Raw genomic sequence first — 25,684 nt, forward strand, 5'->3', positions numbered from 1 at the left:
CTCTCTATGTCTAGATCTCGCATCCAAGTTCAAGCTCCCAAAGAGCATATGTTTGTCCCTCCTCAGACCTCTACTTTTGAGGTGACGGTGACTAATCATGGACAAAAAAACCTGGCGAGTTTTCAACTGGAATTGAGAGCAGCAGGCGTGAATCCAAGTTATAGCTGGTATCGAGTAACTCCCATCGTTAGCAGCAAAATTCCGCCGGGCGATCGCACCAAATTTCAGGTCGAAATCAATCGCACTCCTAAGCCTGGTTTCTCTGGTTTGATGGATGTTCAGATTCTAGTTTCTTCAACAGATACGGCGGACAAAGCCAGAGAAAAAGTTGATCTAAAAGTCGAGATTCAACCCGGCAATCTGCCCATTCCAGTTAAAATTTTGCTACCTGTACAAACCTTTGTGGCTCGACCTGGAGAAACGCTGCAAATTCCAGTCCAGGTTTACACGGATTTTCAAGGGACGATCGACCTGACGCTGATGCTCAAATCTGAAGTCGTCTGGCTCAACGGAACGATCCTTAATCTCAAAGTTTTTGGTGGTGAACAGGTCGAGCGAGTTTTTACCTGTCAGTTGCCTCAAGCGATCGACTCCAATTCCCAAATTCAGCCGCCAGTTAGCCAGGATTATGCATTTACGATCGCAGCCACTCACCCTCACGGTCAGGCACTTCAGCGCATAGAAAGTAGCCTCGATCAAGGAGTTGTGCGCGTGTTGCCTGTTGGATTTATGCAGGTTAGCTGTGATAATCCCAAGCAGCAGGTTCCGTCGGCTGGCTCCAAACCGATTTTTGCTCAAACCACGATCGCCACTTTTGGCTTTCAGATGCAAAACAAGAGCAATCTTTCACAAAAACTTAGTTTCAACATTGCCAGCGACGATCGGCGAAAACTCACCCTCGATACCCGTTGGGACGTTCCTGAACCTCTGTGGCTAGGTTTCCTCATTAACGGGGTCGATCTCAAGCCTGGGGAGCGTCGCAGCCTCTATCTGTTTGCAAAGGCACAGCGTCCTTTGGTAGGTTTGGCACAACAACGACTGATCGAAATGACTGTCACGATCGCCGCTTTACCCAGTGCCCCAGATCGTCGAATCGATGTGCAAAACGATCGCCAAATTCTTCAGCTATTGGTGGCACCAATTTTGCCGCTGTGGATGCAGGCGATCGCGGCGTTGATTGTGTTTGCTGGCGTGTTTTGGCTGCTGGTTAACAATACGACCCTTTTGCTATTGCTGGTGTTGGCAGCGATGCTGCTTATTTTGTTGCGAGATAGCTATTTGCGATTGTTTCGTCATGCTGCGCCGATTCAAGTGGTGCGGTTTAATGGCATGGTCGATCGCTTAATGAGTGGGTCTACCGATCGCACGGTTCGCAGTTGGCGAATTTTCTTTAATCGACTTTTTCCGACGGGCGGTTCGGTAAATGTTGGGCAGCCGATCAGCGCTTTGAGTTATCGCCCTGTAGAAAATGACAGGGTAGCGATCGGGCTAGATCAAGGCGAAATTCAACTTTGGAATGCGTTGCTAAAGGGCTATCGCGATCCCCTTCAATCGTTGATGCAGCGGGGCGTGGGGCGAGTTTTAGCATTGGAGTTTGCCAGAGATTCGCGTTCATTATTTGCTGGTTATAGTAGTGGCTGGGTGTCACAGTGGAGTGTTGATGATATCGTTGAGAAAGGTGATCAGGTTAGTCTGATTGAACCGCAACAGAAACCGATTCGCCAACGTAAATTTGATTTCGCAGTTTACACAATTCAGCTAATCGGTCGGTCAAGTCAAAACCTTGTGGTTGCAGGACAAGACAATCAGTTGGTGATTTGGAATTTGTTGAAGGAAAGTTACTTAGATCGCGACAAAGATAGTCTTAAAGATACATCAGTTAGCACAGATTATTTGTCTAGAAATGATCAAATTGAATCCATTCTTAACTCAGATGGCACTAAATTGAATTCTTATCTTTTGGTCAATAACGATAACGAAGATTCGATCCGATTATGGAATCTAAAAAACTATCTAAATCATCGGAGCGGTAATGCTAAAAGTACAGTAAATAACATCGCTTACCCGTCTAAAAATGATCAGACTCAATTTATTTTATGTTCAGATGCTGCCGAGTTTAATCCTGATCTCTTAGTCACCAGCGATAGCGAAGGCTGGATTCGATTATGGAATCTCAAAGATTATCTGAATGAACCGGAAAACAAGCACGATCGCCAGCCACTTGACAAACTTCAACCCGTTGAGGAATGGCAAGATGGACACAATTACCAACCGATTCGAGCCGTAAAGCTGAGTGGGGATGGTCGATATCTGGTGAGTGGCGGAGATGATGGAAAAGTTTTACTTTGGTTTCTGGCGATCGACGGCAAACGTAATAAAGCGCTAACACAAGGTCAGTTGGTTGGAGAATCTAGACGAGGTGAAAAAATTAATAGCCTTGACATCAAGGTTTTGAGAAAAAATCTTCTGATCGCGATCGCTAGCGATGATACAAAAATTCTGCTCAAACGAATCAACAAGTTACCGAGCTAATCTGCTCAAAAATCACTATGGCTGTCAGTAGAGAGTATAAAGAACAAGCACTCAGCAGTCCGCTTAAGATCATCCTCAATCCTTCTGGGTTAACGCAGGTGAGGGCTGGGGACGAGAACGGTTTTATGCTCCACGCTACGATCAGCAACCAGGGTAAATCTGCCGCGACCCGTCTGCGTAAAAACGGCTCTAAACTTCAGACGGCTACTCGTGAAGACCCAGGGGCGCTGATTGAAATTGACATTTACGACGGGGGCAGTTCTAAGAAGGTTCGATCGTGGTGTACTAACCCAAAACAGCAGCTTGCCCTTCATCGCGATCGCAGTAGTCAAGTGGTCTTTAAGTTCCACATTCCTGCTGACACGCTACCCGATATTTACGACTATACGCTGGTGATTGATGCGCCCGATCACTATGCCGACTTAACGCCGATCGACTACTCAATCAAACTGCAAGTTTTACCCTTTATCAAGCCCGCAGATGTGGGAGTGGGTCGTCCGTTATTGGTGTTGCAGCCTGAGACGCGCCCAGAAGCTCCAATGCCGATTCCGATCGATGAATCTGTGAGGCTACAGGCGATCGTCAATAACCGCTCCAATCGAGTCGATCAGTTTTGGTTAAGCTGTGCGTCTGAGCATCAAGCCTGGTTTTATGTATTAGAAAAATTGGATAGTTTATTTGCTGTTAATTTACCAATCGCGCATACTGATATGAATCTCAATCCTGGCGCGATCGGGGCTGTGCAATTACAGGTTGTTCCTCCCTTTACGGCGATCGCTGGCAACTATACACTGCCGCTTTATGCTCGTTCTCATAATGACTATAGCCTGGTTTTACAAACAGATTTACATATTCAATTGGCTCCTGTTTACTTGCTGACCGCAGAACTGATGACTGTGTTAGGACAAGTGAGTATGCAAACAGGACAATTTGTAATCCGCATTCAAAACCAGGGAAATACGCTGCGTAGAATTAAACTTTATTGCAAAAATGCTGAAACCGGATGGGTCTGGACTTCTGAATTGAGACAAAATCAATTGCCTTTGGGAGCGATCGTTGAAATTCCATCCAGAGGGCTTCCTGGCAGCTTGCAGACAATTGAACTTCAAATAACTCCCCCCAAAGCGATGCAGGTGTCTAATAACAAATGGCACTTATTCAAACGTCAATGGGTTACAGTCTGGCAACCGCTCAATTTTGTGGTCGAACTTGAAGATATCGATCAACTGTCGATCGCTACCCCTTCCATTCCAGGCGTTTTACTATGGCAATATGACATCGGTTCTGAACACATCCTGCTGAAGCTATGGAAGCAGATCAAGAAGATGATTCAGTCACTCATCCAGAAGGCTTTAGAATTTTTGAAATCTCTTAAAAAGCAACTGATTGGGTAACATTCAATTACCGATGAGAACTGGGTTTGTTACTGTTGCCTTCAAAGGCTTTTTCATCCAGCGATCCCTTCACCGAAAAGGCCTGCTGAGGCACGCCGATCTCGATTCCCTCTTCGTCTAATGCAAATTTTAGCCGCCGTCGATATTCACGCCCTACTTTCCATTGTTGAAGCGGTTGTGTTTTAATCCAGACGCGCAGAGTCACACCGGTACTATCCAGATCATCTGCACCCAGGACTTCAGGCGGCTCCAAAATCTGAGTCTTCCAGGCCGGATCACGACTCATGTCTTGACCCACTTTTTCGATCGCCGCGATCGCATCATCCAAATTAGTGCTGTAGGAAATCACGATCGCCAGATCCACTCGTGACCAGTCTTTAGAAAGATTTTCAACAATCGTGATAGCACTATTGGGAATGGTAATCAACCGTCCTTCTGCATTGCGAAGCTGAGTAATGCGTAAATTCATTGATTCCACTAATCCAGAAGCTTTACCAACCTGAATCACATCACCAACAGCATACTGATCTTCCATCAAAATTAGAAATCCGTTAATCACATCCTTAATTAAGTTTTGAGACGCGAGTGAAATACCTAAGCCAATGATTCCAGCACCTGCTAACAATGGCATGACTTCGATCCCAGCAATCGAAAGAGCCGTCAAAACACCAATCGAAAGAAGAACGAGCGCGGACAAACTTTTAACCACTCGCGAAAACGTAGAAAATCGCAAAGCTAATCGCTGAGAATCTTCGGGAGAGATAAACTCACCATCTTCTAAAACACTAAAGAAGCGATCGATCAAAACATCACCCAGCCGAATCGCTAAATAAGTTGCTGCGATAATGCCAAAAATTTTGAGCGGAGCCGAAAGCACGATCGGCTGTAACCAACGACTATAAGGAAATAAACCCAAAATCGTAAAGCCGCCCGCCGCCCAGATCGCCACTTGCACAAGCTGAATCAGCCGTCTCTGAGCATCTTTGAGATTTCGCTGCTGGCGTTTGACAAATTGCTGCCGGACGGTTTGCTGAGTGGTGAGGTTTGCAGTTTGTGGGGTGTTGGCCGAAACGATCGGATCGGCCGGAATTTCTGCCTGAGTGCGGTCTTGTTGCGCTTTGATTCGACGCTGCCATCGGGCTAAAAGACGACTGCTAATCAACATTGCTAGGACGGCTCCCGCAGCCACCAGTCCTTGTTTAACCAGTGATTCAGGCTGTCGTTCTTGTCTTGAGCGAAGCAATTCTTCTCGCAAAATTCGCGTCAACTCATCCGCATAGACCGCAGGCTCTACTCCTTGCGTCTGAGCATCTAGAGTCGTCACCGTCATTAAATACTGACCGTTTACAGAAATTACAGGCAGGTTACTTTGTGCTTCGATCTCTGATTTCACCTGCAACTGATTGGCATCAAACCCACGATCGACCATCCGATGCAATGTTGTCTCAATCGTCTGAACCCTTTCCTGAAGCGGCGTTGTGCCATTCTGCTGAGATTTCCCACTGACCGCAGGGGCCGCGATCGTAAACAGTCTTCTTCCATCCAGTCTGACCGTTCCTCGATCAAGTTCAGTACTACTAACACCCGATGAATTGGTTAATCTGGGGAGTTCTATTTTAGGAATCGGAATCGGACTTTGTGCATTGACGCTAGAAATAGCGGTCAACATGAAGACGAGCACTATCCCGATCGCAATCCTGATAACGTGCCGCACACTAACCTCCCCCAATCAACTCAGCCAGAAGCCACTATAGCAACTCTAGAGAGTCAAGACCGAAGAGCAACAAATCACAAACTTCCTATCACGCTCTGGTTAAACCGCTTCAGGGTTGAGATCAATCATTTCTCGTGTAGTATAGGTGCCAATCGGACTCCACAGCAAATAGGGAATTAGCAAAAAGGTGGCAGAGTGAGAAATTGACCAAATAATCACGCTCAAAACTAGACCAAACATCAGCCCCAGTCCTCCCAGAGCAGTCCCCACCGCCAAACTACGAAGTCTCAAAGTAAGCGGAATGTAAGCAACGGTTGTGATTTCTAAAAGTAAATAGAATCCCATCAACACCCAGGTTTTCAAGCTATTGGGGTCATGTTGCCAAACGATCGTTGCTGACCAGGCACCACAGACAAAAATGATTGTCCAAATCACTGGAATCGCAGGTTCAAACACAAGCCAATCGGGGCGATCGAGCCGCTTTGCCCACCGTAGATCCTGACGCGATCGAATCAAGAACCCACCCAGCGACACTAAGAAAGTTACCGCTCCAATGACCATCCACGGCTGAATCATTGTTTGCTTATCCCCTACCGCCACAATTTTTACAATTTTAAGTTTGTCAAATCTCCCACTCTTTTGAATCGACCTTTAGTGAGAAAGCTTTGCCCTCAAGGTCTTCGTCAAGTTGTAAAGAACGATACAGGCTTAATTCTTCCAAAAGAAGCAAGAAGGCTAAAGATAGATCTTATAAAATAGTCAAACGTTAATTTTGAGAGTAGTGACTGAAGAAAATAGCTCATTTAATCTCGATCGCCTGCCCTCCGACGATCGCAGCCTGACGAGAATCATGACGCGAATCACTGGAGTTTTGGAACGCGATGATCTGGTTCGGCAAACGGTACAACAGCTTAGAACTGACCTGGAAACCGATCGCTTAGTGTTGTACTACTTTTATCGCCAGTGGAAGGGGCGTGTCACCTTTGAGTCATTGAGTTCTGACCGATATTCGATTTTGGGTGAAACGGGCCCTGATGAGTGCTTTAACGGCGACTACGCAGCGATGTATGAAGCGGGACGAGTTCGAGCAATTGCTGACATTGAAATCGAATCGATCGCGGAGTGTCATAAAGACTTTTTGCGCGGGATGAACGTCCGGGCTAATCTCGTGGTTCCTGTTGTGACAGCGAAAGGACTCTGGGGCTTGTTGGTTGCTCATCATTGTCGATCGCCCCGCGACTGGTCACCATTCGACATTCAACAAATGCAAAAAAGTGCAGAGAAATTAGCCACGGCGAAGTCGATTGTAGAAATTGGATAATCTACATTGATCTATATTGTGTTAAGCCGAATAACTTACACTCTATTAGACAATTAATGCCTTCAGGATAGTCCCACATTGCTGATTACCTGTGCAGAGGTTGATCGCTCCAAATAGTCGTGCTGCATTCCGTAATCATAGGTGGCGTACTCGATCTGTAGCATCAAGCGATCGCTGGTTAACGGTGGCTCTCCTTTATGAAAACACAGGGTGTCTTCTACAAATCCAAACCCTGCGCTTCCACAGATCTTGACTACTTTTTCAGAGGCGTAGTGTTGCAAAATTGCTGCATCAGAAAACCGCTTGCGAAACAATTCATGCCTAAATTTTTTGCGTCGATGGCTTCCTAAAACACAAATATGAGGGCCGGTTGAAAGATCAACGTTCGTTAAATAAAAAAAGAACTTTAAGAAACGATAGTCATCCAAATCATAGTGAAACATTTGGGCTGCTTTGCGGCGATCGTGCCCTGAAGCCTCCGTTGCCAGACTCCACCACAGTCGAGTGCTCACATGGACAGGCTTAACGCCTAAATAGGCCGCTGCGATCGCTAACAAAGTCGGGTCATGAATTAAGGTCGCAATCGCCGGACAAGTCTCAGCCGTGTTGAAATAGTTAGCCGTGACAAAAGACTTACCATACTGACGCTGCGCCTGTTCTTTTTGAAGATAATAAAAGCCAAGATTAGGTTTGCGATCGCCATAACAAACTTCAGACTTCGCAAACGCTAAAATCTCTTGCACCAGATTTCCAGGCAAATTAATTCCTAAGTATAGACTCTCTGTTTCAAGCGATTTGATGACTTGTGGGAGGTCAATTTCACTAAACACAGACCCCCCTTTTAACTCACAATTAGCTTCCCGATCGTTTTTGAACCGGGCATGTAGCAGCGATCGTACTATCCCAAATCGCCCCAGATTTCTCATCAGCAACCATCGCGGATTTTTGGTTAATCCTAAATACAATTCGTACCAAAAATCGTAGCTGTCCTGCCAAAACTCCTGGAAATAATTGCGTAACATATCGGTGAGGGATGAGTGTTGATGGCCTCCTTTGGTATTCCAGTAGTTTTGCTTAGATTCCGGTAAATGTATTATTTGTTAACATTTACTCTCAGTGGTGAAAATCAGTCGTTCGAGCACTTCTCTCGATTAGGCCGCCTGTACTCGAAACGGTCGCGCAATGTAAGCCAGGTGCAACGGATAGCCATCTGCATACAGCGCATCAATGTAGCGTAAAGCAATCTCTCGATCGCGATAGCTCCGCAGAACCCGTTCAGAACCATTAGAGTAGCGAATGCAAACTTGCCAGATCACAGCCTTAATCTCCTTCACGCCCATCTTTTTCATTCAATTCATTAAGTAGACGTTGATCTAGCTCATTGAATTTTTATAAAAACATGCTATCTCTACATCAAAACTTTGTATTCCGTGCAACTCGCTAAGTTGAAGCAGCTTTAACCCTTACTTTGAGCCAGAAAAAATCTTCTGTTTGCAGATCAAATCAGTAGACACGGACAAAACTCGCCCTATTAAAGTCAGCAGTCGTTTAGAGAGAGGGCGATCGCGCCCTGATCCCCAGATTGCTTTTTCCAAAAGTGTTGAATTAGCGTCTGTCTAGCCTTAACTGCTTAAGATTAAATGCTCTGTGGTTTTTACGCAGCCTGAGCTAGAACTTTGCTCAGTAGGATTCACGAGATTTGCAGGAAATCAGTCACAACTTTGTTAAAATTCAACGCAGTTCAATGGTTCTTTAAGGAAATTTTGGAGTGGTCAACTTCTTTAAGGGATGCGGGAGAGAATAACCAAGATTCTTTCGATAAGATTCGTAGATTCGTGCAAACTCTCTGTGAGGATCGACTGAACTGTTCGGATATTTGCTCAAATATTTGAATAGCCATTCAGACTCTACTGTTGTTAGAAGTGAGATTTTTAGCTTTATGTTTGATTGTGTTGTCGTAGGAGCCGGGCCCGCTGGAGGAACTGCCGCTTATCATTTAGCAAAGCGTGGACGATCGGTACTCATTCTAGAAAAAGAGGCGCTGCCCCGATACAAAGCTTGCAGTGGTGGCGTATCTCCTGCGATCGCTCAATGGTTTGATTTTGACTTTTCGCCTGCCATCTCGCTCAAAGTAGAGGCGATCCGCTACACCTGGAAGTTGGGCGATCCGGTTGATGCCACCCTCAAAACACCTGAACCGATGTGGATGGTGCGCCGCGAAGTCTTTGACCACTTTCTGATTCAACAAGCTCAAAAACAAGGAGCCGAACTGCGGGATCAAACCTCTGTGACGGGCATCTCGTTTCAGGGCGACCACTGGCAAGTCAACACCTCTAACGGCCCCGTCGAAGCTCGATATCTAATCGCGGCGGATGGAGCCAAAGGGCCAATGGCAAAATGGCTCGGATTCAAAGAACGCAAAACCCGCATGGGGGCTGTAATGGAGGCTCCAAAGCCCAACCAGGACGATCGCGCCCAATTTGACTTTGGTATTGTCAAGAATGGCTTTATCTGGAATTTACCAAAATCAGACGGCTACTCGATCGGCACCAGCACCTTTAGAGGCGGCGATCACGAAGATCTCAAAGCTGACCTAGCAGAGTATGCGTCCCTCGCGGGCATCGATGGCAGAAGTAGCCAGGTTCACCTGCATCCAATTTGTCTGTGGGATGGCGACCAAAAACTCCACGCCCAAAACGCGCTGCTGGCTGGAGAAACCGCCTGTGTCGTTGATCCCTTTACAGGTGAGGGAATTCGTCCTTCGATGTTTAGCGGCATGAAAGCGGCCGAGGCGATCGACCAATCGTTGTCTGGCGATCGGGCTGCTCTAGCAAATTACACCGAGGTGATTCAAAAAGAATGGGGCGTTGATATGGTTTGGGCCCAGCGTCTAGCAGGCGTGTTTTACCGCGTTCCTGGCATCGGCTACAAAGTAGGGGTCAAACGCCCCACCGCGACCGATCGACTGGGCAAAATTATGTGTGGTGAACTGCGCTACGCTGACGTGGCCACCCGTGCTCTCAAACGCTTGAGCGGTAGCCTGATCCCCGGAATGGGAGGGTGATTTAGAAGGGATGAAGGAGAACTTCACTCCTACGGCACCAACACCGAGAGCGCTTTGGGCATGACTCGAAAGTGGGCAGGCGTTGAGGTCGTAATATCTCCATCGGTGTTAATGTCGCGCGGGCGGCGAGTGTAAACATGGAACTCTTTGCCCTGCCAGGTTTGTACCCAGGGGGTGACTCCGTGATTCCCTCGTCGCATCGCAGGCAACACCGCCAACATTTGCCACCAGTGCCGAATTTCTAAACTGTAGAGGTCGAGTCGCTGATCGTCGATCGCCGCATCTTCCGCCACAGCCATTCCGCCACCGTAATATCGCCCATTTCCTACCGCGATTTGGACTGTGCGAATTTTTTCCGATCGCCCCTCTGTCTGAATTTCTGCATGAAATCGCCGACTCTCCCATAAGACCTGCATCGCCGTCGCTGCATAGGCGAGAACTCCCCAACGTTTTTTTGCCTCTTTGGTCAGCTTGCGGGTAATCTGCACGCTCAACCCCAGGCTGGCCACGTTGAAGAAATATCGCCCATTCACCCAGCCCAAATCAATTTTTTGTACCTTGCCCCTAGCGATAATTTGACAGGCTTCGGGTAGCGTTGCCGGAATTCCTAACGTCCGGGCGAGATCGTTTGCGGTGCCCAGCGGCAAGATTCCCAATGGCAGCGGAGTCTCGACTAACCCCTGGACGGCTGCATTCAGAGTGCCATCCCCGCCCCCTACGATCACCAAATCCACGCGATCGCGATACTGCCGAATCACGTCAGGTAGATGGTCAGGGTGATCAGTCGGTTCTTCGATCAGCACCAATCCTAACGCCTGCAACTGAGCGATCGCCGCTTCTAGCTGCTGTTGTCCTTTGCGAGCGTGACGATTGACTAACAATAAAGCTCGATTCATAAAAATTAGGGGTTAAGTTTGAGGTGAATTAAGGGTGATCTACAAAGCAAGCGCCTCAATCACTCTATGCTAAATGGCATCTATTTGACGGGGGGTTCCTTCCTGCGGCAGATGAGTATTGAGGCGATTCAGAATAATCTGCGTATGCAAGCGTATTTAGCCAGCCAATTCATTCCAACTTTCATTTCTACGATCGATTTTGTTAACTAGCTATCAATCTTTTTTGAATGAACCTGCAAAGATACGAATAATATTTTCTGCCTGTACTCGCAGCGCTTAACGTGCTCTTGATCTACCAGTAGTAGACTTGCTTCATTCAATAGTTAGCTTTGTCGTTAGGTAAAGGTATATGGACTTCTCAACAAAAACTATCAATTTTCCTCAATCCCTCGATGATGCCTCGATCGCCCAGTTTCACCACCAGATTGATGGGGCAGTTCAGTCTGAAGCCAATGTTTTGCTGGTTGATTTCTCAGAAGTCAAATTTATGAGCAGCACTGGGCTGATGGCGCTGGTTATGGCGTTCAAACGGGTACGATCGGCTCAAAAAAATCTGTTTCTCACCGGAGTCAATGAGCAGGTCAAAATGTTGTTAGAACTGACCGGAATGGAGCGAGTGTTTGAGATTCTTGAGGATTCGGCAATTGAGGAAGGTGAAGCGCGATCGCTAGTTTTGGCTCCATAACGAAGAGTCGATGAAACAGTCTGTGAATAGGTAGATCAGCGCAAATTGTTGTGGGTAGTGGGTGATTTTTAACGAAATCCGCTACCCATTTTTACTGCTTTGAAATGTCTGTTTAGTTGAGGCTAACCGCTAATAAACTCACGAATATAATCATTCACAAGCTGCGGTTTTTCTTGTTGTACCCAGTGCCCACAATTGGGAATGTATTTAATCTGAAAGTCATTCACATATTTATCAGTGCCGTAGGTCAATTCTTTGCCCAAGGCGGCATCGTCTTCGCCCCAAATCATCAGCGTTGGGACTTCCAAAGTCCGCCAATCCTCGCGGGTCAACCTTTGCCGAAATGAGTTGCGATAGTAATTGAGGGCCGAAGTCAAGGTGCCCCGTTTGGCAAACGCATCTTTGTACGCCTCAATGTCTTCCGCAGCAAAGGCATTTTTGTTCACCGACATTGCCGGAAGTACGCTGGCGATCGCCTGATAATCTCCTAACTGAATCAGCGCCTCTGGCAATACGGGAATCTGAAAAAAGAAAATGTAGGCGCTGCGAAGAAGCTGTTGGGGCGTTTTGAGTCCCTGGGCAAATTTAGCGGGGTGAGGCAGATTGAGAATGATCAGCTTTTCGACCATTGTGGGATGAGCGTACGCAAAATTCCAGGCGATCGCGCCGCCCCAGTCGTGTCCAATGAGAATGCAGCGATCGTAGCCCAGTCCTTCGATTAGCCCTTTGACATCGGCCACCAGTTCAGACATGGCATAAGCAGCTAACTCAGGCGGTTTGTCGCTGTCGTTGTAGCCTCTTAAGTCTGGAGCGACGACCTTGTGATCTTGAGCAAATTCAGGAATCTGCTTGCGCCAAGAGTACCAAAATTCAGGAAAGCCATGCAAAAAGAGCATCAACGGGCCTTCGCCTTGAGTGACATAGTGAAGGTGGATGCCATTGGTGAGAATGCGATCGTGCTGCCAAGTTTCAAGCATGGGGACAAGCGGTAAGGGTTAGTTGAAGTTTAGCGACTAATCCCGATCGGCGTTTCTATGGCTTTAGGATGAACTTTGTCCGCTTGGAGGCGACTCATCGTCACTAGGGGGCAATGGAATCGGCGCAAATGCCTTGACATCTTCCTGATTCAACTGATGGGCGAGATCGGCTTCTTCCAGTCTTTCTAAAAAGGGAAGGATGTCACTAAAGCTTCGTAAGCCTAGCTGTTCGAGGTCTTCGAGCGTGATCGTCTCATCGGAAAGGCTGCCCCGTTGCAATAATAAAGTGCGAACTCGTTCTTCTTGCACAGTTAAGGCGGCTTGCTGGCGTAGAGTTGGGGCAGCCGCCCGTAAACCTTGTTCTAGTACGTCTGGAGTAATTAGCTCTGCCTGAAGATCAGCAGCCGTGGACAGCACTGTGTTGCCTAAGCGGTTAAAGAGGCGAGGCTTACCGAGAGAAACTTCACAAAAGCGCTTCGCCGTCTCTGGGAGGAAGGGCAGAACACAACGTGGATCTTTTGGATCGGTGCAGTTGTTGTTAATCCGAGCGCTGCTGAGGTAGTTGATCAGCATTTGGTAAGTCGTGGGCAGATCTAGTTCTTCTAGCTTGAGTTGCAGGTCAAACAAGCCGCGTTCGCTGGTTAGCAAATCTCCGGTCATGCCCATTGGGTGTCCTGTGAGCATGAACCAAGCTCGTCCTTTTAACATCCCTTGTGCATCGTGCATCAGTTGGCGTACCGTGCTGGGGTTTTGCTTATCGAGGTCATCAATGGCAATCAGAACGCCTTGAGGATATTTTTCTTGTGCGCGTTCTAGCAGGGTGTCTAGACTAACGGTAGGATATTGCGGTTTGGTGATTGGCAGGTCTTTTTCACCAGTCTTAGCGCCAAGACCCATACTGGCGCTGATTTCAGAAGTACGTTCCTTCAATAACCTATCAGTGGGAATGCCCATTTGGTAAAGCTGACGCTGTGCCCAATCGTCGTCTGACATTTCTCGCGCTAGGGCAATGAGGGCGGTGGTTGCCAGGTCTAGGTTTGCGGGGAGGGAGATGTAGGTCGTCAACATCTTTGGACGCTTTCGACGCAAGACCGACAATACTTCTAGCAAAAAGGCACTTTTGCCAATGCCCAGCCGACCATAGACGAGGATTCGGCGACGTTCACGACTTTGGAACAGATTAAATATCTGACGCAGTTCGTTTTGTCGCCCTGTGAAGATGCGCTGCAAGGTTTCGCTTCGCAGGTCGGTGGGGCTTTCGGTAAAGGGAATTTCCTTCAGTCCTAAGCGCTGAATGTTGCTAGATGACTGATCAAAAATATCGTCGGCAGTGGTCATACAGTCACCTCAGTAGTTTGCCGTTCTATCGCTCGTTGTGCAGCTTGATAGAGATTATCCACCTCCGCCGCTCTGTCGGGCTGCTGCAATTGATGATAGATTTCACGTGCTTTATCGAGTTCCGCGAGACCTTTTTTTAAATATCCTTGCGACACGAGGACACTCCCCAGTCCGGCGCGGCTTTTGGCGATGCCTGGTTCATTTTTGAGGTGGTCGTAGAGACGGAGGGCATCTCGATAGTAAAGACGAGCATTATCCCAATCGGCGAGGATTTCGTGGGCGCGTCCGGTTTGGAATAGAGCGTTAGCGTGAGCTAGAGGATCGTCTCCGGTGCTGAGTTGCCGGACGCTGTTGAGCAAAAGCTGGAGTCCTTCTTGCCATTTGCCTTCACGCACCAGACGACTGCCCAAAATGGATTGAGTGGTGGGTAGAGCCTGCCAAATCTGTTTTCTGCCGTAATGTTCGGGGCTAATCGCGTCTAAGGCGGTCTTATAAGCTTGCAGTGCCTGCTCTAGATCGCTGGAATTTTGGCTGTGTTCGTAGCGACGGGAAAGGACACTCCCCAATCGATACTGGGAGTCAATAAAATCAGGACTGCCAGGGGCTGAAACTCCTAATGATTCTTGAAGTAGAGCAACAGCAGTATCTAGATCGCTGGTGTTGTTTGTCAATGAAGACCGTTTCGTCAATGCCTCTGCCAGATCTCCCTGATTTTCTGCCCACTTGTGTGGAAAAGCCTCGCGGGTGAGGACTTCGGCGGCTTGTTCGTAGATCGAGATCGCCCGCTCTAGGTCATCAGTTTGTTCTCCATGAATACGATCGCTGTAGGCGTTTGCCAGATTATGCTGCGTCTGCGCCCATTTTTCTAGGAATGCCTCACGGGTGTAAACCTGTAAAGCTAACTCGAAAGCCGTGATCGACTGTTCTAGATTCTCTGTCCGATCCCCTCGGATGCGATCTTTGTAAGCAAGTCCCAGATTGTTTTGCATCCCTGCCCATTTTTCTAGGAATGCCTCACGGGTGTAAACCTGTAAAGCTAACTCGAAAGCCGTGATCGACTGTTCTAGATTCTCTGTCCGATCCCCTCGGATGCGATCTCTGTAAGCATTGCCCAGATTATTTTGCGTCATTGCCCAATTTTCCGGGAATGCCTCACGGGTGTAAACCTGTAAAGCTAACTCGTAAGCCGTGATCGACTGTTCTAGATTCTCAGCCCGATCCCCTCGAATGCGATCACCGTAGGCACTTCCCAGATTGTTTTGCACTCCTGCCCAATCTTCTGGGAACGCCTTGCAAGTATAAACTTTTAGCGTAAGTTGATAAGCTGTAATGCTTAACTCCAGGTTTAGTAGTCGATCGCCCAAAGGAAAGCCCTGAATCAAATCACCAAAAGCCCGAAAAAATTGGGCAATGTTTTTCCGAGATTCCAGCAACTTCTCTGTTGTCAGTGCTTTAAATACAAGGGGCAACGCTTCTAACAGTGCCTCATTCAACTTTGCTTTGTTAGACTCGAAAAATTGATAGATTTGGGTCTGATCTCCCTGAGTCTCAACCATGCGCTCCATAAACGCTTGCATAAACTTCTTTGCATTTCGCATCGATGGTTGAGATTGCCCAAATCCTTTTCTTTTCATATCCTTTAACTCATGATTGGATACTGCTTCAACCTGCTTTAGACATTTTCCTCATCAGTTACCCCGCTTCAAGTCGTCACTGCGATCGAGGGGTATTGCTCTAACACCTGCTTGAGATAGTACCCGGTATAAGAACGCGGGTTTTGGGCGACTTCTTCGGGCGTACCGATCGCCACAATTTCGCCGCCGCGATCGCCTCCTTCTGGCCCCAGATCGATCACCCAATCGGAGCAACGAATCACATCCAAATTATGCTCGATCACCAAAACGGAATTGCCCTTGTCAGCAAGGCGTTGAACCACATCAAGCAGTTTGTGAACGTCGTAAAAAGACAGTCCTGTCGTGGGTTCGTCGATCAGATAGAGGGTTTTGCCTGTGGCTCGACGAGACAGTTCGGTGGCGAGTTTGACGCGCTGGGCTTCTCCACCCGACAGAGTGGGGGCAGTTTGACCGAGCCGCATGTATCCCAAACCGACATCGGCCAGCGTTTGCAGTCGAGTCGAGGCTTGAGGAATGTTTTTAAAGAATTCTGACGCTTCTTCAACGGTCATGCTTAAGACATCGGCGATCGACTTTCCCTTAAATTTTACCTGCAAGGTTTCTCGGTTGTATCGTGCGCCTTTACAGACTTCGCACTGCACATAGACATCGGGTAAGAAGTTCATCTCGATTACGTTTACGCCTTGCCCACTACAGGCTTCACAGCGGCCGCCTTTGACGTTAAACGAGAATTGTCCCGGTTTGTAGCCTCTGGCTTTGGCTTCGATCGTTTCGCAAAAAACATCGCGAATGTAGTCAAACACTCCAGTGTAAGTGGCCGGATTGGAGCGAGGCGTGCGACCGATCGGAGACTGATCAATAACGATCGCTTTGTCCAGTGCGTTCAAACCAATCACAGGCTGCATCTCTTTGGGTTGAGGAATCTTTTGCCCAAAATTGTGCTGAATCGCCGGAAACAGGAGTTCATTCACCAGGGTCGATTTGCCCGATCCCGAAACCCCTGTAATGCAGACCAACTTACCCAGCGGAATATCGACATCAATGTTTTGCAGATTATTGCGGCGGGCATTACGAATTTGCAGCGATCGACCGTTGCCTTCTCGCCGTTCACCAGGGGTATGAATGACGCGCCGACCTGATAAATATGCCCCTGTGAGGGAGTCTGGAGCATCCAACATATCTTGCAGACTGCCCTGAGAGACAATCTTGCCGCCATGCACGCCTGCTCCCGGCCCAATATCGACGACATAATCCGCCGCCCGAATGGTTTCTTCATCGTGTTCAACGACGATCAGCGTATTGCCGAGATCCCGCAGTTTGGTCAGGGTGTTGAGTAGACGGGCGTTGTCGCGCTGGTGGAGTCCGATGCTAGGTTCGTCGAGAACATATAGCACTCCAGTCAGACCTGCCCCGATTTGAGTTGCCAACCGAATGCGCTGGGCCTCGCCGCCCGAAAGCGTCATCGCGGTACGATCGAGCGTCAAATAATCCAGTCCCACATCAAGTAGAAATTGCAGACGCGCTTTGATTTCTCGCAGCACCAGATCGCCGATTTGCGCCTGACGATCGCTCAGTTTCAGGCCATTCACCCGATCCAGACATTCTCGGATTGAGACGCTGGTGAGATCGCTGATTCGGTATTGTCCCAACCGCACGGCGAGAGATTCTGGTTTGAGTCGTTTGCCGTCGCAGACTTCGCAGGCTTGATCGACTAAATACTGTTCTAGCTTTTGTTTGTAGAGGTCAGACGTGCTTTCTTGATACTGGCGATCGAGCAGGGGAATGGCCCCTTCATAGCGTCGATGGTAGCCCTTGCCTTCGCGATACCGGGAGTCTGCCTCAATCCAGATCGGATCTTTGGAGCCGTGTAAGAGAACGTGCTGCTGTTCGGCGGTGAGGTTTTCCCAGGGGGTCTGAATGTCGAATTTGTAGGCTTCGGCAACGCTACAAATCAGCGACAGGTAATAGGTGTTGTCTTTGTCCGACCAGGGCGCGATCGCCGCATACACAGGCAATTTGGGATTGGGCACCACCAGTTCGGGTGAGAAGGTGCGATGGCTACCCAGCCCGTGACAGTTGGGACAGGCTCCATAGGGCGAGTTAAAGGAGAAGAGTCGGGGAGACAGTTCTTCCATGACTGCGCCGTGTTGGGGACAGGCAAAATTTTCAGAGAAAACGAGTTCAGGAGCGGCTTCGGGGGCGGTTTCTGTTCCGTAGGTTCCGGTTTTTTCGGCGGCTTTGGCGGTGTTTTGGGGAAGGGCGACTACATTGTTGGTTTCGGCAGGCAACACGTCGATGACGGCAATTCCTCCCGAATGACGCAGACAAGTGGTGAGAGAATCGGTCAGACGCTCCTGAATATTTTCTTTTTTGACCAGACGATCGACCACAATTTCAATGGTGTGATACTGATTTTTGTCGAGTTCGATCGAGTCGCTGAGTTCGCGCACTTCGCCGTCAATTTTCACCCGCACAAACCCTTCGGCACTGAGGCTAGAAATCAGTTTGCGATGCGTCCCTTTTTTGCCGCGCACCACGGGAGCCAACACTTGAAAGCGAGTCCGATCGTCCAATTCCATAATGCGATCGACCATCTGATCAACCGTCTGAGGCGCGATGGAGCGATCGCAATGGGGACAGTGTGGCTCTCCAGCCCGTCCATAGAGCAGCCGCATGTAGTCGTAGATTTCGGTGACGGTGCCGACGGTGGAGCGGGGATTGTGAGATGTGGACTTTTGATCGATCGAAATGGCGGGACTGAGACCTTCGATCGCATCGACATCCGGTTTATCGACCTGCCCCAAAAATTGTCTTGCGTAAGCACTGAGCGATTCGACATAGCGCCGTTGCCCTTCTGCAAAAATCGTGTCAAACGCCAGCGAAGATTTTCCTGATCCCGAAACGCCTGTGAAAACGATCAAGCGATCGCGCGGCAGTTCTAAGTCAATATTTTTGAGGTTGTGTTGTCGTGCCCCTCGAATCCGAATGGTGTTGAGGGAAGGGGTTTTTGAGGTTTGGATCAGGCTCTCCAAATCAGAATTCAAACTTAGCTCAGGGCTTTGAGATTTGCTGACACGCTTTGGCATTGAGGGACACGATGAAATAGTCCTTTATGATTCTATCGTTACAGTCAGCGATCTAGTTGTTGCGTACTAGATAAGTTAGTACGAGCTTCTGAGCGGGGTCAGTTCCATAAAGTTTTCTCACTTCGTTGTTGGGGACTTCTGCCTCCCAAGCTGCCCATTCTGGGGGACTTTAAGACAAAAATTCTCTTTCAAAGTCCCTCACTCGTGGGGGATTTAGGGGGCTGCTCAAATTGCCAACCGCAGTGAAAGATTTCATCCAACTGGCGTTAATTCACACGCTTGACCGCCAGAATCGCTTGTAATTTTTCTCGATCGCGCATTGCGGGCTGAAAGTCAGGATTTTGCTCAAGGGCACGATCGTAGGAGCGCAGAGCTTCTGAATATCGCTTCATTTCACTCAAAACTCGACCTCGCCAATACCAGGTGCTATGACTGTGAGGCTGAAGCTGAACCGCTTTGTCAAAACAGACGGCGGCTTCTTGATATCGCTTTAATTTGATCAGAGAACTGGCCAGACAGCGCCACAGATGCGGATTGCTGGGTTGAAGCTGGATCGCTTTGTCGTAGGAGCCGATCGCTTCCTCATATCGTTTGAGCGAAAACAACACATTTCCTCGCCAGCGCAGCACTTCTGGATCATGGGGATTAAGCTGCATTGCTTCGTTGTAAGCCATCACCGCCTCTGTATAGTGATGCAGCTTCTCTAAAACTTGCCCCTTTTGAAACCAGGTTCCGTAGTCGTCAGAAGCTTGAATCTCCGGTTTCGTAGTCGGCAAAACGGTAGAATTTTCCTCCCAAGGTGAATTGCCTTGCAGGACGGCTAGAACTCGTTGCCGACCGTCGATCGCTGCCTGCAAATCAGGTTTGATCTGAATCGCCCGATCGTAAGACTGCATCGCCTCCTCAAACTGCTGGAGGGCTTCTAAAACTTTGCCGCGATCGTGCCACGCCCAATAGTGGTCAGACTGAAACTCAACCACCTGGTCATAACAAGTCAGTGCCTCTGGATAGCGCCGCAAACTTTGCAGAACGGCTCCTCGTTTAAACCACGCCAGCGCATCATCTGGCTGAATCTGGACGACGCGATCGTAAGCGATAATCGCCTGTTCATAATTCTGCTGATTTTCTAGCGCCATGCCGCGCATCAACCATGCCAGCCCGTCATTAGGATTTTGCTGAATCGCTCGATCACAGGACGCGATCGCTTCGTCATAATGCTGCAAATCGTAGAGCGCATCCACCTGTTTTAATTGACTAAGCAACCGTTTGCGACTCTCGACCGCCAGTTGAAAATTGGGCTTGACCTGAACGGCTCGATCGTACGCCTCTACCGCTTCTTCAAATCGATGCAGATTTTCTAATATCTTGCCGCGATCGTGCCACGCCCAATAATTTCCCGGCTGAAGCTGCACTACTTTTTCGTAGCAAGTCAGCGCTAACTCAAATCGACACAAATTCTCACAGACTGTCCCTCGCTTAAACCACGCCAAATAATCATCGGGCTGAAGAGCAATCACCCGATCGTAAGCGTCCAACGCCTCCTCAAACTGCCGCAAATTTTCTAACGTGATACCCCGCTTAAACCAGGCGACATAATCATCAGGATTCGCCAAAATCACTTTCTCGTAGGCGGCGATCGCTTCTCGATATCGCTGGATCTGAAACAGTTCGTCTCCGCGCTCTAACCACGCTGAATACACCTCATCGATCGGCGCTCTGGCTCCCGGTGGCACGATCAGATTGATGAAGCCACTGTTGAGTTCTTTGAGGGCAGACAGCGCTTCGGCGGCAGTTTGGTAGCGTTGGCGAAAATCGTAGCGCACCATCACATCCAATATGTCGGCAAGTTCTGAACTGACTTCGACCCCTTCGCGCCAGAGAATTTCACTCGTTTTGGGATCTTCGCGCAGCTTTCTAGGAGAAACGCCCGTCAACGCCTGAATGCCAATCATGCCCACAGCGTAAATGTCGCTGCTAAAGCTGGGTTTTCCGGCAAGCTGTTCGTTGGGCATGTAGCCAGAAGACCCGACGGCGATCGTTCCTGTTTCTCCTTCTTGGGCAATCTCAATCTGTTTGACCGCCCCAAAGTCAATCAAAATCACCTTCCCGTCTGACCCACGACGAATCAGATTAGAGGGCTTGATGTCTCGGTGAATCACCTGCTGCTGATGGACAAACTCCAACACCGTGAGAATTTCTTGCAGCAGTTCAACGACTTCGGTTTCTGACAGAGCCTTCCCCTGCTTAAATTCTTGGCTCAAAACCGTTCCTTCGACAAACTCCTGAACCAGATAAAATTCCTGATTTTCCTCAAAGTGAGCAAATAATCTGGGGATCTGGTCATGATTGCCCAAGACATACAGCACCTCTGCCTCTGTATTAAAGAGTCGCCTTGCGGTTTGCCAAGCGTCCACACTCACTTTGGGTTTGAGTTGTTTGACCACACATTGAGGGTTACCGGGTAGATGCCGATCTGCTGCAAGATAGGTCTGCCCAAAGCCGCCGCCTCCCAAGTGACGCAAGAGGTTATAACGCCCGCCAAGAACCTGATTTAGCATAAACGAATAGATGCGAGTGCAGACGGTGCTATTGGGGAAGTGCGATCGTCTGTGTCAGTAGTCGTAGCGTTCCCAGGCAGCAAACTTGAGCAACAAGGGAATGACTGATTGCTGCGATTTCTATTGGGTTGGCTGGGCGATTACTAAAAGTAATTTTGCTCTTGTGAAAAGGGATGGCGATCGACGTGATTACCACAATGATTGCGATCGAGCTACACTCCAGAAGCGTCCCAAAATCCTGCATCAATTAAGAACTTTGAGTTAGCAAGTCGGCGGGAAGCCCCGCGCTCTACCCGTACCCAGGTGAGCGTCGGGATGAAAGCCAGGGCGTTGACGAATTGCTGCTTTGCAAGATGACAAAACGCAGTTGAGGCTTTGATTAGCAGCGATGAGGAAACGCCAATCTCCCACGCTGCAAACGAGTGTGATATAGTCAGAACAAGGGTTTGAGCTAATCGCCGCCCTGTAATCTGAACCACGACAACTCAAAGTATGGGGTTGCATCCAGTAATGCGCGAATTCGCGTTTCTGTGGATGCGTAAAACTTTGACAGTACAGGGGTTGAACATACTTTCGGTACTTGTTCAAAGTCTGCGGTAGGGCATTCCGTGGACTCAAAATAAAGCTCAGGTAACGTCCGATGCAATAGCAGGAGTCACTGAGAAGCCCGCTCTGTATGCGTCAGCGTCAGAGTCGGGAGTATGTCACAACGCTTATCCTGAAGTCCACCAGAATCGGCAGCTTGGGGAGCAGAAGCACCCAGTAGAGCCGTGAAAAAACTTTATCGAGAGGTTGCTTTAGCCGTTTTTCATCGCCCGCTGCATGTCTCGCTGGTCGTCGCGACGTTTGACGCTTTCTCGCTTGTCGTGCAGCTTTTTACCTTTAGCAAGCCCCAAAACGATTTTGACCCAGCCGCGCTTAAAGTACATCTTGAGCGGCACCAGTGTTAAACCTTGCTGTTCGACCTGTCCGACCAGTTTGCGAATCTCTTTGCGATGCAGCAGCAGTTTGCGAGTCCGACGCGGATCGTGGTTAAAAAACTGACTGGCAGTTTGGTGAGGAGAAACATGAACGTTGAGCAGCAGCACTTCGCCATCTCGGACTAAGGCAAACCCGTCTCTCAGGTTGACCTTGCCTTCTCGAATCGATTTAACCTCAGTGCCAACTAGCTCGATCCCAGCCTCATAGGTTTCTAGAATCTCGTACTGGAAACGGGCCTGACGGTTATCGCTGACAACTTTGACGCTTTCATTCTTCTCGCTCATGGGACTATTTTAGCGCGATCGCTTCCCTGCCTAGCCTTCCCTACAGAAGATTTTGGCTCAAAGTTGGGCAGAGCCGATTAGCCCTAGTTTTGGACTTACTAAGTAGCTTTAAGAATTGTGTGGATGGAATTGAGACCAAAGTTCTCAAAATTTTATACGAATTGCATTCTACGATACAAAACTCAGTGCTCAAATCCCCGAAGTTTCTAGTATTCCTTAATCATTTCATTACTCGCAGCAATCAGTGGAGCAAGCCTTCTTAGAGAAATGATGTCAAGACACTGAATCTGCGGTCTGAAAAGCCATTTCGGACTGTCGTCTCCCCTGTCTTGAGGAGAAGGTCCTACCAAATTGATGTCGTTTATTCACCGAGCAAAGTCCCGTTATGATGTATCGCTCAACGCTCAAAAAAACCCTTGAAAAGCGAAAACTCGATCGCGCTTCCAAGTGGTTCAATCCCGATTGGTACGCCAAACAGCTAACCCCCTCTTGGCAAGCCTGCATTCCCCTCGCTCTGATCATTGTGATGCTGTGGGGCTACGCTGGAATTGCCCAAACGCCACCGCCCACGATCGAGTCTGTCTCCCAGGCCACCGCAGAACTCAAAATTGGCATCGACACCATGTGGGTGATGATCGCCGGAATGCTGGTGTTCTTTATGAATGCGGGTTTCTGCATGTTAGAGACAGGCATGTGTCGCCAAAAAAATGCCGTCAACGTACTGGCGAAAAACTTAATTGTGTTTGCCCTGTCCACCATCGCATTTTGGGCGATCGGCTTTGGACTGATGTTTAGCAACGGCAACAACTTTTTGGGCACGAGCGGCGGCTTTTTTCTCACGGGTGCTGACAACAGCCCGGCGATGGGAGATGCCTACCAGGGGATTTTCTCAGCCTTAAATTGGACAGGCGTACCGCTGGGTGCCAAGTTCTTCTTTCAACTCGTGTTTGCCGGGACAGCAGCGACGATCGTCTCTGGGGCAGTTGCCGAACGCATCAAATTTATTGACTTTTTGATCTTTAGTTTGCTGCTGGTAGGAATTGCTTACCCGATTACGGGTCACTGGATCTGGGGCGGCGGCTGGCTGGCTGATGCAGGCTTCTATGATTTTGCTGGCTCGACAGTGGTGCACGCAGTGGGCGGTTGGGCCGCGCTGATGGGGGCGGCTTTCTTGGGGCCCAGAATTGGCAAATACAACTCTGACGGCTCTACAAATGCTCTGCCTGCTCACAACATGAGTATTGCGACCTTGGGGTCACTGATTTTGTGGCTCGGCTGGTTTGGCTTTAATCCTGGTTCGACGATGGGTGTCGGCAACGGTTCTCTGATTGCTCACATCGCGCTAACCACCAACACAGGTGGGGCATTTGGTGCTTTGGCTGCGACGATCACCGCCTGGGTCGTTTTGGGCAAGCCTGACCTCTCGATGGTGATCAACGGATTGCTGGCGGGTTTGGTGGCTGTTACGGCCCCTTGCGCGTTTATCAATGCGGGGTCTGCGGCGGTAATTGGTGCGATCGGCGGCGTGCTGGTGGTTTTTGCAGTCGGCTTCTTTGACAAGTTAAAAATCGACGACCCAGTGGGTGCGGTTTCGGTTCACTTGATCAATGGGGTGTGGGGCACGTTGGCTCTGGGTCTATTTAGTCAGGGGGGCGAGTTTGGGGCGGCTCCGGCTCCAGCCGCAGGCTTGTTTTATGGTGGCGGCATCAATCAACTGTGGGTGCAGTTCTTGGGTACGATTTCTGTGGCTGGCATCACTGTTTTGCTCTCCAGCATTTTCTGGATTTTACTCAAATCAACGCTGGGTATCCGTGTTACGGCTGAAGAAGAGTTTGAAGGACTGGACATTGCTGAACACGGCATGGAAGCTTACGCTGGCTTTATGAAAGAAGTCCCCGGACTGTCGGGTGGTGGTAGCAGTTCTCCGACGGGTGAGATTTCTGGTAGCGCCAAACCTTATTTGTAAGCTTGATTGGCTTCGTGAATTCGATCGACTTCATCAAGAATCCCTCTATCGAATTCGCAAGTCATTAAATCTGGTTGCTGTGGTTGAAATTTGGAACTTATGGATCGTTTTTTGAGAATGCGATCGCCCTGAGCTTCTAGTTTTAATCCCAGCAATTTTTTTGCATTTCGATTGCCCTTCAAAGGTTGTGAAAGTCAGCTATGTCAGTAGCGAAGGAAGCTTTCATAATATTGGGGTTCCCGCCGCTTTGGGGCAATTCATCCCACGATTCAGCAATGCCCAGCATGAGTATCCGCGAGTAGTCTGACAAGGTGAGTGGATAAAACGAAGACTCCCAATGGTTGGCTATCGGGAGCCTTTAGTTATTTAAATAAATCTCTGAAGTGAAGCTAACGGCGTTTTTCTTGTTCTCTTGCTTTTTCTTGACGACGACGATCGCGCCAATCACTCAGCGTCAGGTAAGCAATCCCGCCAGTGACCACAAACAACAGTCCAAAAGCCACTAAAACAAGTGTGCTAAAAACAGTGGATTCCACAATCTCTCCCAAAATATCTCAACGGTGGGTCTTGAGTTTTAAGCCATCATCAACTCAAAACTCAAAACTCAGCACTTAGAAGCCGTTGCGTCCCCAAATCACCATTGAGATAGAGAACGTAAACACCGACAAAAGCGCGACCCAACCTAAAGTCAGAATATCCATAGTGGCACTCTCAAAAACATTACGAAAGGATGCTAACCATCATCATAAAACAAAGATGTGGTAGCTTTACTCTGGGTTTGAGAATTGTAAAGATGAATGGATCATCTGATATGACTTTGGTGGAGCGAGTTGAGTCAGTCAAGGCAGGCATTTTTTCGGCGCTGTCGGTTGCGATCGCCTTTACTTTAATGACCTTGATCAATCGATTTATAGGAGCGATCGGGGTTGAGCCGTTAGCGGAGTTGCAGACTGCTTCGGTGAATGCGCTGTTAAGTGGAGCGATCGCGGTCATCGCTGGCTTTTTGTTTGGCATTACTTATCGCTATGTGATTCGCCAAGACCAAAATTCTCATCTCAAGTCGGGCGCTGTTTTGGCGTTTGGGCTGGTGCGAGGACTGGCGCAGATTGATGTTGGGGTGGCGAGTCGGGGCGTTTTGCTGCCGTTTGTCGTTTTGGCGATCGAGAGTGTGTTGTTGTTTGCGATCGCTCGTCTCATGCTCGATTGGACAATAGCTCAAGGCTGGCTCAGACCCTTTCGCGGGATGTCTTGAAG

At 48.8% G+C, this 25,684-nt stretch carries 22 protein-coding genes; 8 read left to right on the top strand and 14 right to left on the bottom strand.

What is annotated here, in order from left to right:
• Nucleotides 1-6: 6 nt before the first annotated feature.
• Nucleotides 7-2,532 carry a hypothetical protein gene (locus ACKFKH_RS07925; RefSeq protein ID WP_446857721.1) on the top strand — a complete coding sequence of 842 codons (2,526 nt, stop codon included), beginning with the start codon at nt 7-9 and terminating at the stop codon, nt 2,530-2,532.
• 17 nt (nt 2,533-2,549) lie between these two features.
• Nucleotides 2,550-3,926: a COG1470 family protein gene (locus tag ACKFKH_RS07930; protein ID WP_446857722.1), complete on the top strand. Its 1,377-nt coding sequence runs from the start codon at nt 2,550-2,552 to the stop codon at nt 3,924-3,926.
• 7 nt (nt 3,927-3,933) lie between these two features.
• Here ACKFKH_RS07930 and ACKFKH_RS07935 read toward each other — a convergent pair whose 3' ends face one another.
• On the bottom strand, nt 3,934-5,640 hold the full coding sequence (locus ACKFKH_RS07935; RefSeq protein ID WP_446857723.1) for a mechanosensitive ion channel family protein: 1,707 nt from the start codon (nt 5,638-5,640) through the stop codon (nt 3,934-3,936).
• Between the two features lie 99 nt (nt 5,641-5,739).
• On the bottom strand, nt 5,740-6,216 hold the full coding sequence (locus ACKFKH_RS07940; RefSeq protein ID WP_446857724.1) for a TspO/MBR family protein: 477 nt from the start codon (nt 6,214-6,216) through the stop codon (nt 5,740-5,742).
• 205 nt (nt 6,217-6,421) lie between these two features.
• Here ACKFKH_RS07940 and ACKFKH_RS07945 point away from each other — a divergent pair, with 205 nt between their 5' ends.
• Nucleotides 6,422-6,961 carry a GAF domain-containing protein gene (locus ACKFKH_RS07945; protein WP_446857725.1) on the top strand — a complete coding sequence of 180 codons (540 nt, stop codon included), beginning with the start codon at nt 6,422-6,424 and terminating at the stop codon, nt 6,959-6,961.
• A gap of 62 nt (nt 6,962-7,023) precedes the next feature.
• On the opposite strand, the gene ACKFKH_RS07950 is transcribed toward ACKFKH_RS07945, so the two are convergent.
• Together ACKFKH_RS07950 and ACKFKH_RS07955 are read right to left on the bottom strand one after the other, a co-directional pair.
• Complete coding sequence (locus ACKFKH_RS07950; protein ID WP_446857726.1) at nt 7,024-7,983, bottom strand: hypothetical protein; 960 nt, start codon at nt 7,981-7,983, stop codon at nt 7,024-7,026.
• A gap of 129 nt (nt 7,984-8,112) precedes the next feature.
• Nucleotides 8,113-8,310: a hypothetical protein gene (locus ACKFKH_RS07955; protein ID WP_446857727.1), complete on the bottom strand. Its 198-nt coding sequence runs from the start codon at nt 8,308-8,310 to the stop codon at nt 8,113-8,115.
• A 590-nt stretch (nt 8,311-8,900) separates the two neighbouring features.
• Here ACKFKH_RS07955 and ACKFKH_RS07960 point away from each other — a divergent pair.
• Nucleotides 8,901-10,025, top strand: a complete 1,125-nt coding sequence (locus ACKFKH_RS07960; protein WP_446857728.1) for a geranylgeranyl reductase family protein — start codon at nt 8,901-8,903, stop codon at nt 10,023-10,025.
• A gap of 29 nt (nt 10,026-10,054) precedes the next feature.
• Here ACKFKH_RS07960 and ACKFKH_RS07965 read toward each other — a convergent pair whose 3' ends face one another.
• Entirely contained in the window at nt 10,055-10,921 is an 867-nt protein-coding gene (locus tag ACKFKH_RS07965; RefSeq protein WP_446857729.1) for a lipid kinase, read from the bottom strand.
• Between the two features lie 66 nt (nt 10,922-10,987).
• Here ACKFKH_RS07965 and ACKFKH_RS07970 point away from each other — a divergent pair, with 66 nt between their 5' ends.
• Both ACKFKH_RS07970 and ACKFKH_RS07975 read left to right on the top strand, forming a co-directional pair.
• Nucleotides 10,988-11,131 carry a hypothetical protein gene (locus ACKFKH_RS07970; RefSeq protein ID WP_446857730.1) on the top strand — a complete coding sequence of 48 codons (144 nt, stop codon included), beginning with the start codon at nt 10,988-10,990 and terminating at the stop codon, nt 11,129-11,131.
• Between the two features lie 139 nt (nt 11,132-11,270).
• A complete protein-coding gene (locus tag ACKFKH_RS07975) occupies nt 11,271-11,606 on the top strand; it encodes an STAS domain-containing protein (protein WP_446857731.1) in 336 nt (111 codons plus the stop codon).
• Between the two features lie 122 nt (nt 11,607-11,728).
• Here ACKFKH_RS07975 and ACKFKH_RS07980 read toward each other — a convergent pair whose 3' ends face one another.
• From ACKFKH_RS07980 to smpB, 7 genes are all read right to left on the bottom strand, one after another.
• Nucleotides 11,729-12,583 (bottom strand): alpha/beta fold hydrolase, encoded by an 855-nt coding sequence (locus ACKFKH_RS07980; RefSeq protein ID WP_446857732.1) that lies wholly within the window; start codon nt 12,581-12,583, stop codon nt 11,729-11,731.
• Nucleotides 12,584-12,646: 63 nt separating this feature from the next.
• Complete coding sequence (locus ACKFKH_RS07985; RefSeq protein ID WP_446857733.1) at nt 12,647-13,921, bottom strand: AAA family ATPase; 1,275 nt, start codon at nt 13,919-13,921, stop codon at nt 12,647-12,649.
• Nucleotides 13,918-15,555: a tetratricopeptide repeat protein gene (locus ACKFKH_RS07990; RefSeq protein ID WP_446857734.1), complete on the bottom strand. Its 1,638-nt coding sequence runs from the start codon at nt 15,553-15,555 to the stop codon at nt 13,918-13,920. Before ACKFKH_RS07990 ends, ACKFKH_RS07985 begins: the two co-directional genes overlap by 4 nt.
• 68 nt (nt 15,556-15,623) lie before the next feature.
• Nucleotides 15,624-18,641 (bottom strand): excinuclease ABC subunit UvrA, encoded by a 3,018-nt coding sequence (gene uvrA / locus ACKFKH_RS07995; RefSeq protein WP_446857735.1) that lies wholly within the window; start codon nt 18,639-18,641, stop codon nt 15,624-15,626.
• A 266-nt stretch (nt 18,642-18,907) separates the two neighbouring features.
• Nucleotides 18,908-21,199, bottom strand: a complete 2,292-nt coding sequence (locus tag ACKFKH_RS08000; protein ID WP_446857736.1) for a tetratricopeptide repeat protein — start codon at nt 21,197-21,199, stop codon at nt 18,908-18,910.
• 212 nt (nt 21,200-21,411) lie between these two features.
• Nucleotides 21,412-21,678: a hypothetical protein gene (locus ACKFKH_RS08005; RefSeq protein ID WP_446857737.1), complete on the bottom strand. Its 267-nt coding sequence runs from the start codon at nt 21,676-21,678 to the stop codon at nt 21,412-21,414.
• Nucleotides 21,679-21,996: 318 nt separating this feature from the next.
• Nucleotides 21,997-22,464, bottom strand: coding sequence for an SsrA-binding protein SmpB (gene smpB, locus ACKFKH_RS08010; RefSeq protein ID WP_446857738.1), 468 nt, complete (start codon nt 22,462-22,464; stop codon nt 21,997-21,999).
• 385 nt (nt 22,465-22,849) lie between these two features.
• Between smpB and ACKFKH_RS08015 the strand changes: the two genes are divergently transcribed.
• Nucleotides 22,850-24,430, top strand: coding sequence for an ammonium transporter (locus ACKFKH_RS08015; protein ID WP_446857739.1), 1,581 nt, complete (start codon nt 22,850-22,852; stop codon nt 24,428-24,430).
• Nucleotides 24,431-24,819: 389 nt separating this feature from the next.
• On the opposite strand, the gene ACKFKH_RS08020 is transcribed toward ACKFKH_RS08015, so the two are convergent.
• Both ACKFKH_RS08020 and petN read right to left on the bottom strand, forming a co-directional pair.
• Nucleotides 24,820-24,966 (bottom strand): hypothetical protein, encoded by a 147-nt coding sequence (locus ACKFKH_RS08020; RefSeq protein ID WP_446857740.1) that lies wholly within the window; start codon nt 24,964-24,966, stop codon nt 24,820-24,822.
• 75 nt (nt 24,967-25,041) lie between these two features.
• Nucleotides 25,042-25,131, bottom strand: coding sequence for a cytochrome b6-f complex subunit PetN (gene petN / locus ACKFKH_RS08025; RefSeq protein WP_446857741.1), 90 nt, complete (start codon nt 25,129-25,131; stop codon nt 25,042-25,044).
• A gap of 92 nt (nt 25,132-25,223) precedes the next feature.
• Here petN and ACKFKH_RS08030 point away from each other — a divergent pair, with 92 nt between their 5' ends.
• A complete protein-coding gene (locus tag ACKFKH_RS08030; protein WP_446857742.1) occupies nt 25,224-25,682 on the top strand; it encodes a hypothetical protein in 459 nt (152 codons plus the stop codon).
• The last annotated feature ends 2 nt before the right edge of the window (nt 25,683-25,684 follow it).

The sequence above is a fragment of the Phormidesmis sp. 146-20 genome (assembly GCF_052939475.1).

What these genes read in the sequence shown, in the direction of transcription:
- ACKFKH_RS07980 (WP_446857732.1), bottom strand. Translation starts at nt 12,583, where the DNA reads ATGCTTGAAACTTGGCAGCACGATCGCATTCTCACCAATGGCATCCAC.
- ACKFKH_RS07985 (WP_446857733.1), bottom strand. Translation starts at nt 13,921, where the DNA reads ATGACCACTGCCGACGATATTTTTGATCAGTCATCTAGCAACATTCAG.
- ACKFKH_RS07975 (WP_446857731.1), top strand. Translation starts at nt 11,271, where the DNA reads ATGGACTTCTCAACAAAAACTATCAATTTTCCTCAATCCCTCGATGAT.
- ACKFKH_RS07965 (WP_446857729.1), bottom strand. Translation starts at nt 10,921, where the DNA reads ATGAATCGAGCTTTATTGTTAGTCAATCGTCACGCTCGCAAAGGACAA.
- ACKFKH_RS07930 (WP_446857722.1), top strand. Translation starts at nt 2,550, where the DNA reads ATGGCTGTCAGTAGAGAGTATAAAGAACAAGCACTCAGCAGTCCGCTT.
- ACKFKH_RS07960 (WP_446857728.1), top strand. Translation starts at nt 8,901, where the DNA reads ATGTTTGATTGTGTTGTCGTAGGAGCCGGGCCCGCTGGAGGAACTGCC.
- petN (WP_446857741.1), bottom strand. Translation starts at nt 25,131, where the DNA reads ATGGATATTCTGACTTTAGGTTGGGTCGCGCTTTTGTCGGTGTTTACG.
- ACKFKH_RS07940 (WP_446857724.1), bottom strand. Translation starts at nt 6,216, where the DNA reads ATGATTCAGCCGTGGATGGTCATTGGAGCGGTAACTTTCTTAGTGTCG.
- ACKFKH_RS08015 (WP_446857739.1), top strand. Translation starts at nt 22,850, where the DNA reads ATGATGTATCGCTCAACGCTCAAAAAAACCCTTGAAAAGCGAAAACTC.
- smpB (WP_446857738.1), bottom strand. Translation starts at nt 22,464, where the DNA reads ATGAGCGAGAAGAATGAAAGCGTCAAAGTTGTCAGCGATAACCGTCAG.
- ACKFKH_RS07955 (WP_446857727.1), bottom strand. Translation starts at nt 8,310, where the DNA reads ATGAAAAAGATGGGCGTGAAGGAGATTAAGGCTGTGATCTGGCAAGTT.
- ACKFKH_RS07925 (WP_446857721.1), top strand. Translation starts at nt 7, where the DNA reads ATGTCTAGATCTCGCATCCAAGTTCAAGCTCCCAAAGAGCATATGTTT.
- ACKFKH_RS08000 (WP_446857736.1), bottom strand. Translation starts at nt 21,199, where the DNA reads ATGCTAAATCAGGTTCTTGGCGGGCGTTATAACCTCTTGCGTCACTTG.
- uvrA (WP_446857735.1), bottom strand. Translation starts at nt 18,641, where the DNA reads ATGCCAAAGCGTGTCAGCAAATCTCAAAGCCCTGAGCTAAGTTTGAAT.
- ACKFKH_RS07950 (WP_446857726.1), bottom strand. Translation starts at nt 7,983, where the DNA reads ATGTTACGCAATTATTTCCAGGAGTTTTGGCAGGACAGCTACGATTTT.
- ACKFKH_RS08030 (WP_446857742.1), top strand. Translation starts at nt 25,224, where the DNA reads ATGAATGGATCATCTGATATGACTTTGGTGGAGCGAGTTGAGTCAGTC.
- ACKFKH_RS07990 (WP_446857734.1), bottom strand. Translation starts at nt 15,555, where the DNA reads ATGAAAAGAAAAGGATTTGGGCAATCTCAACCATCGATGCGAAATGCA.
- ACKFKH_RS07970 (WP_446857730.1), top strand. Translation starts at nt 10,988, where the DNA reads ATGCTAAATGGCATCTATTTGACGGGGGGTTCCTTCCTGCGGCAGATG.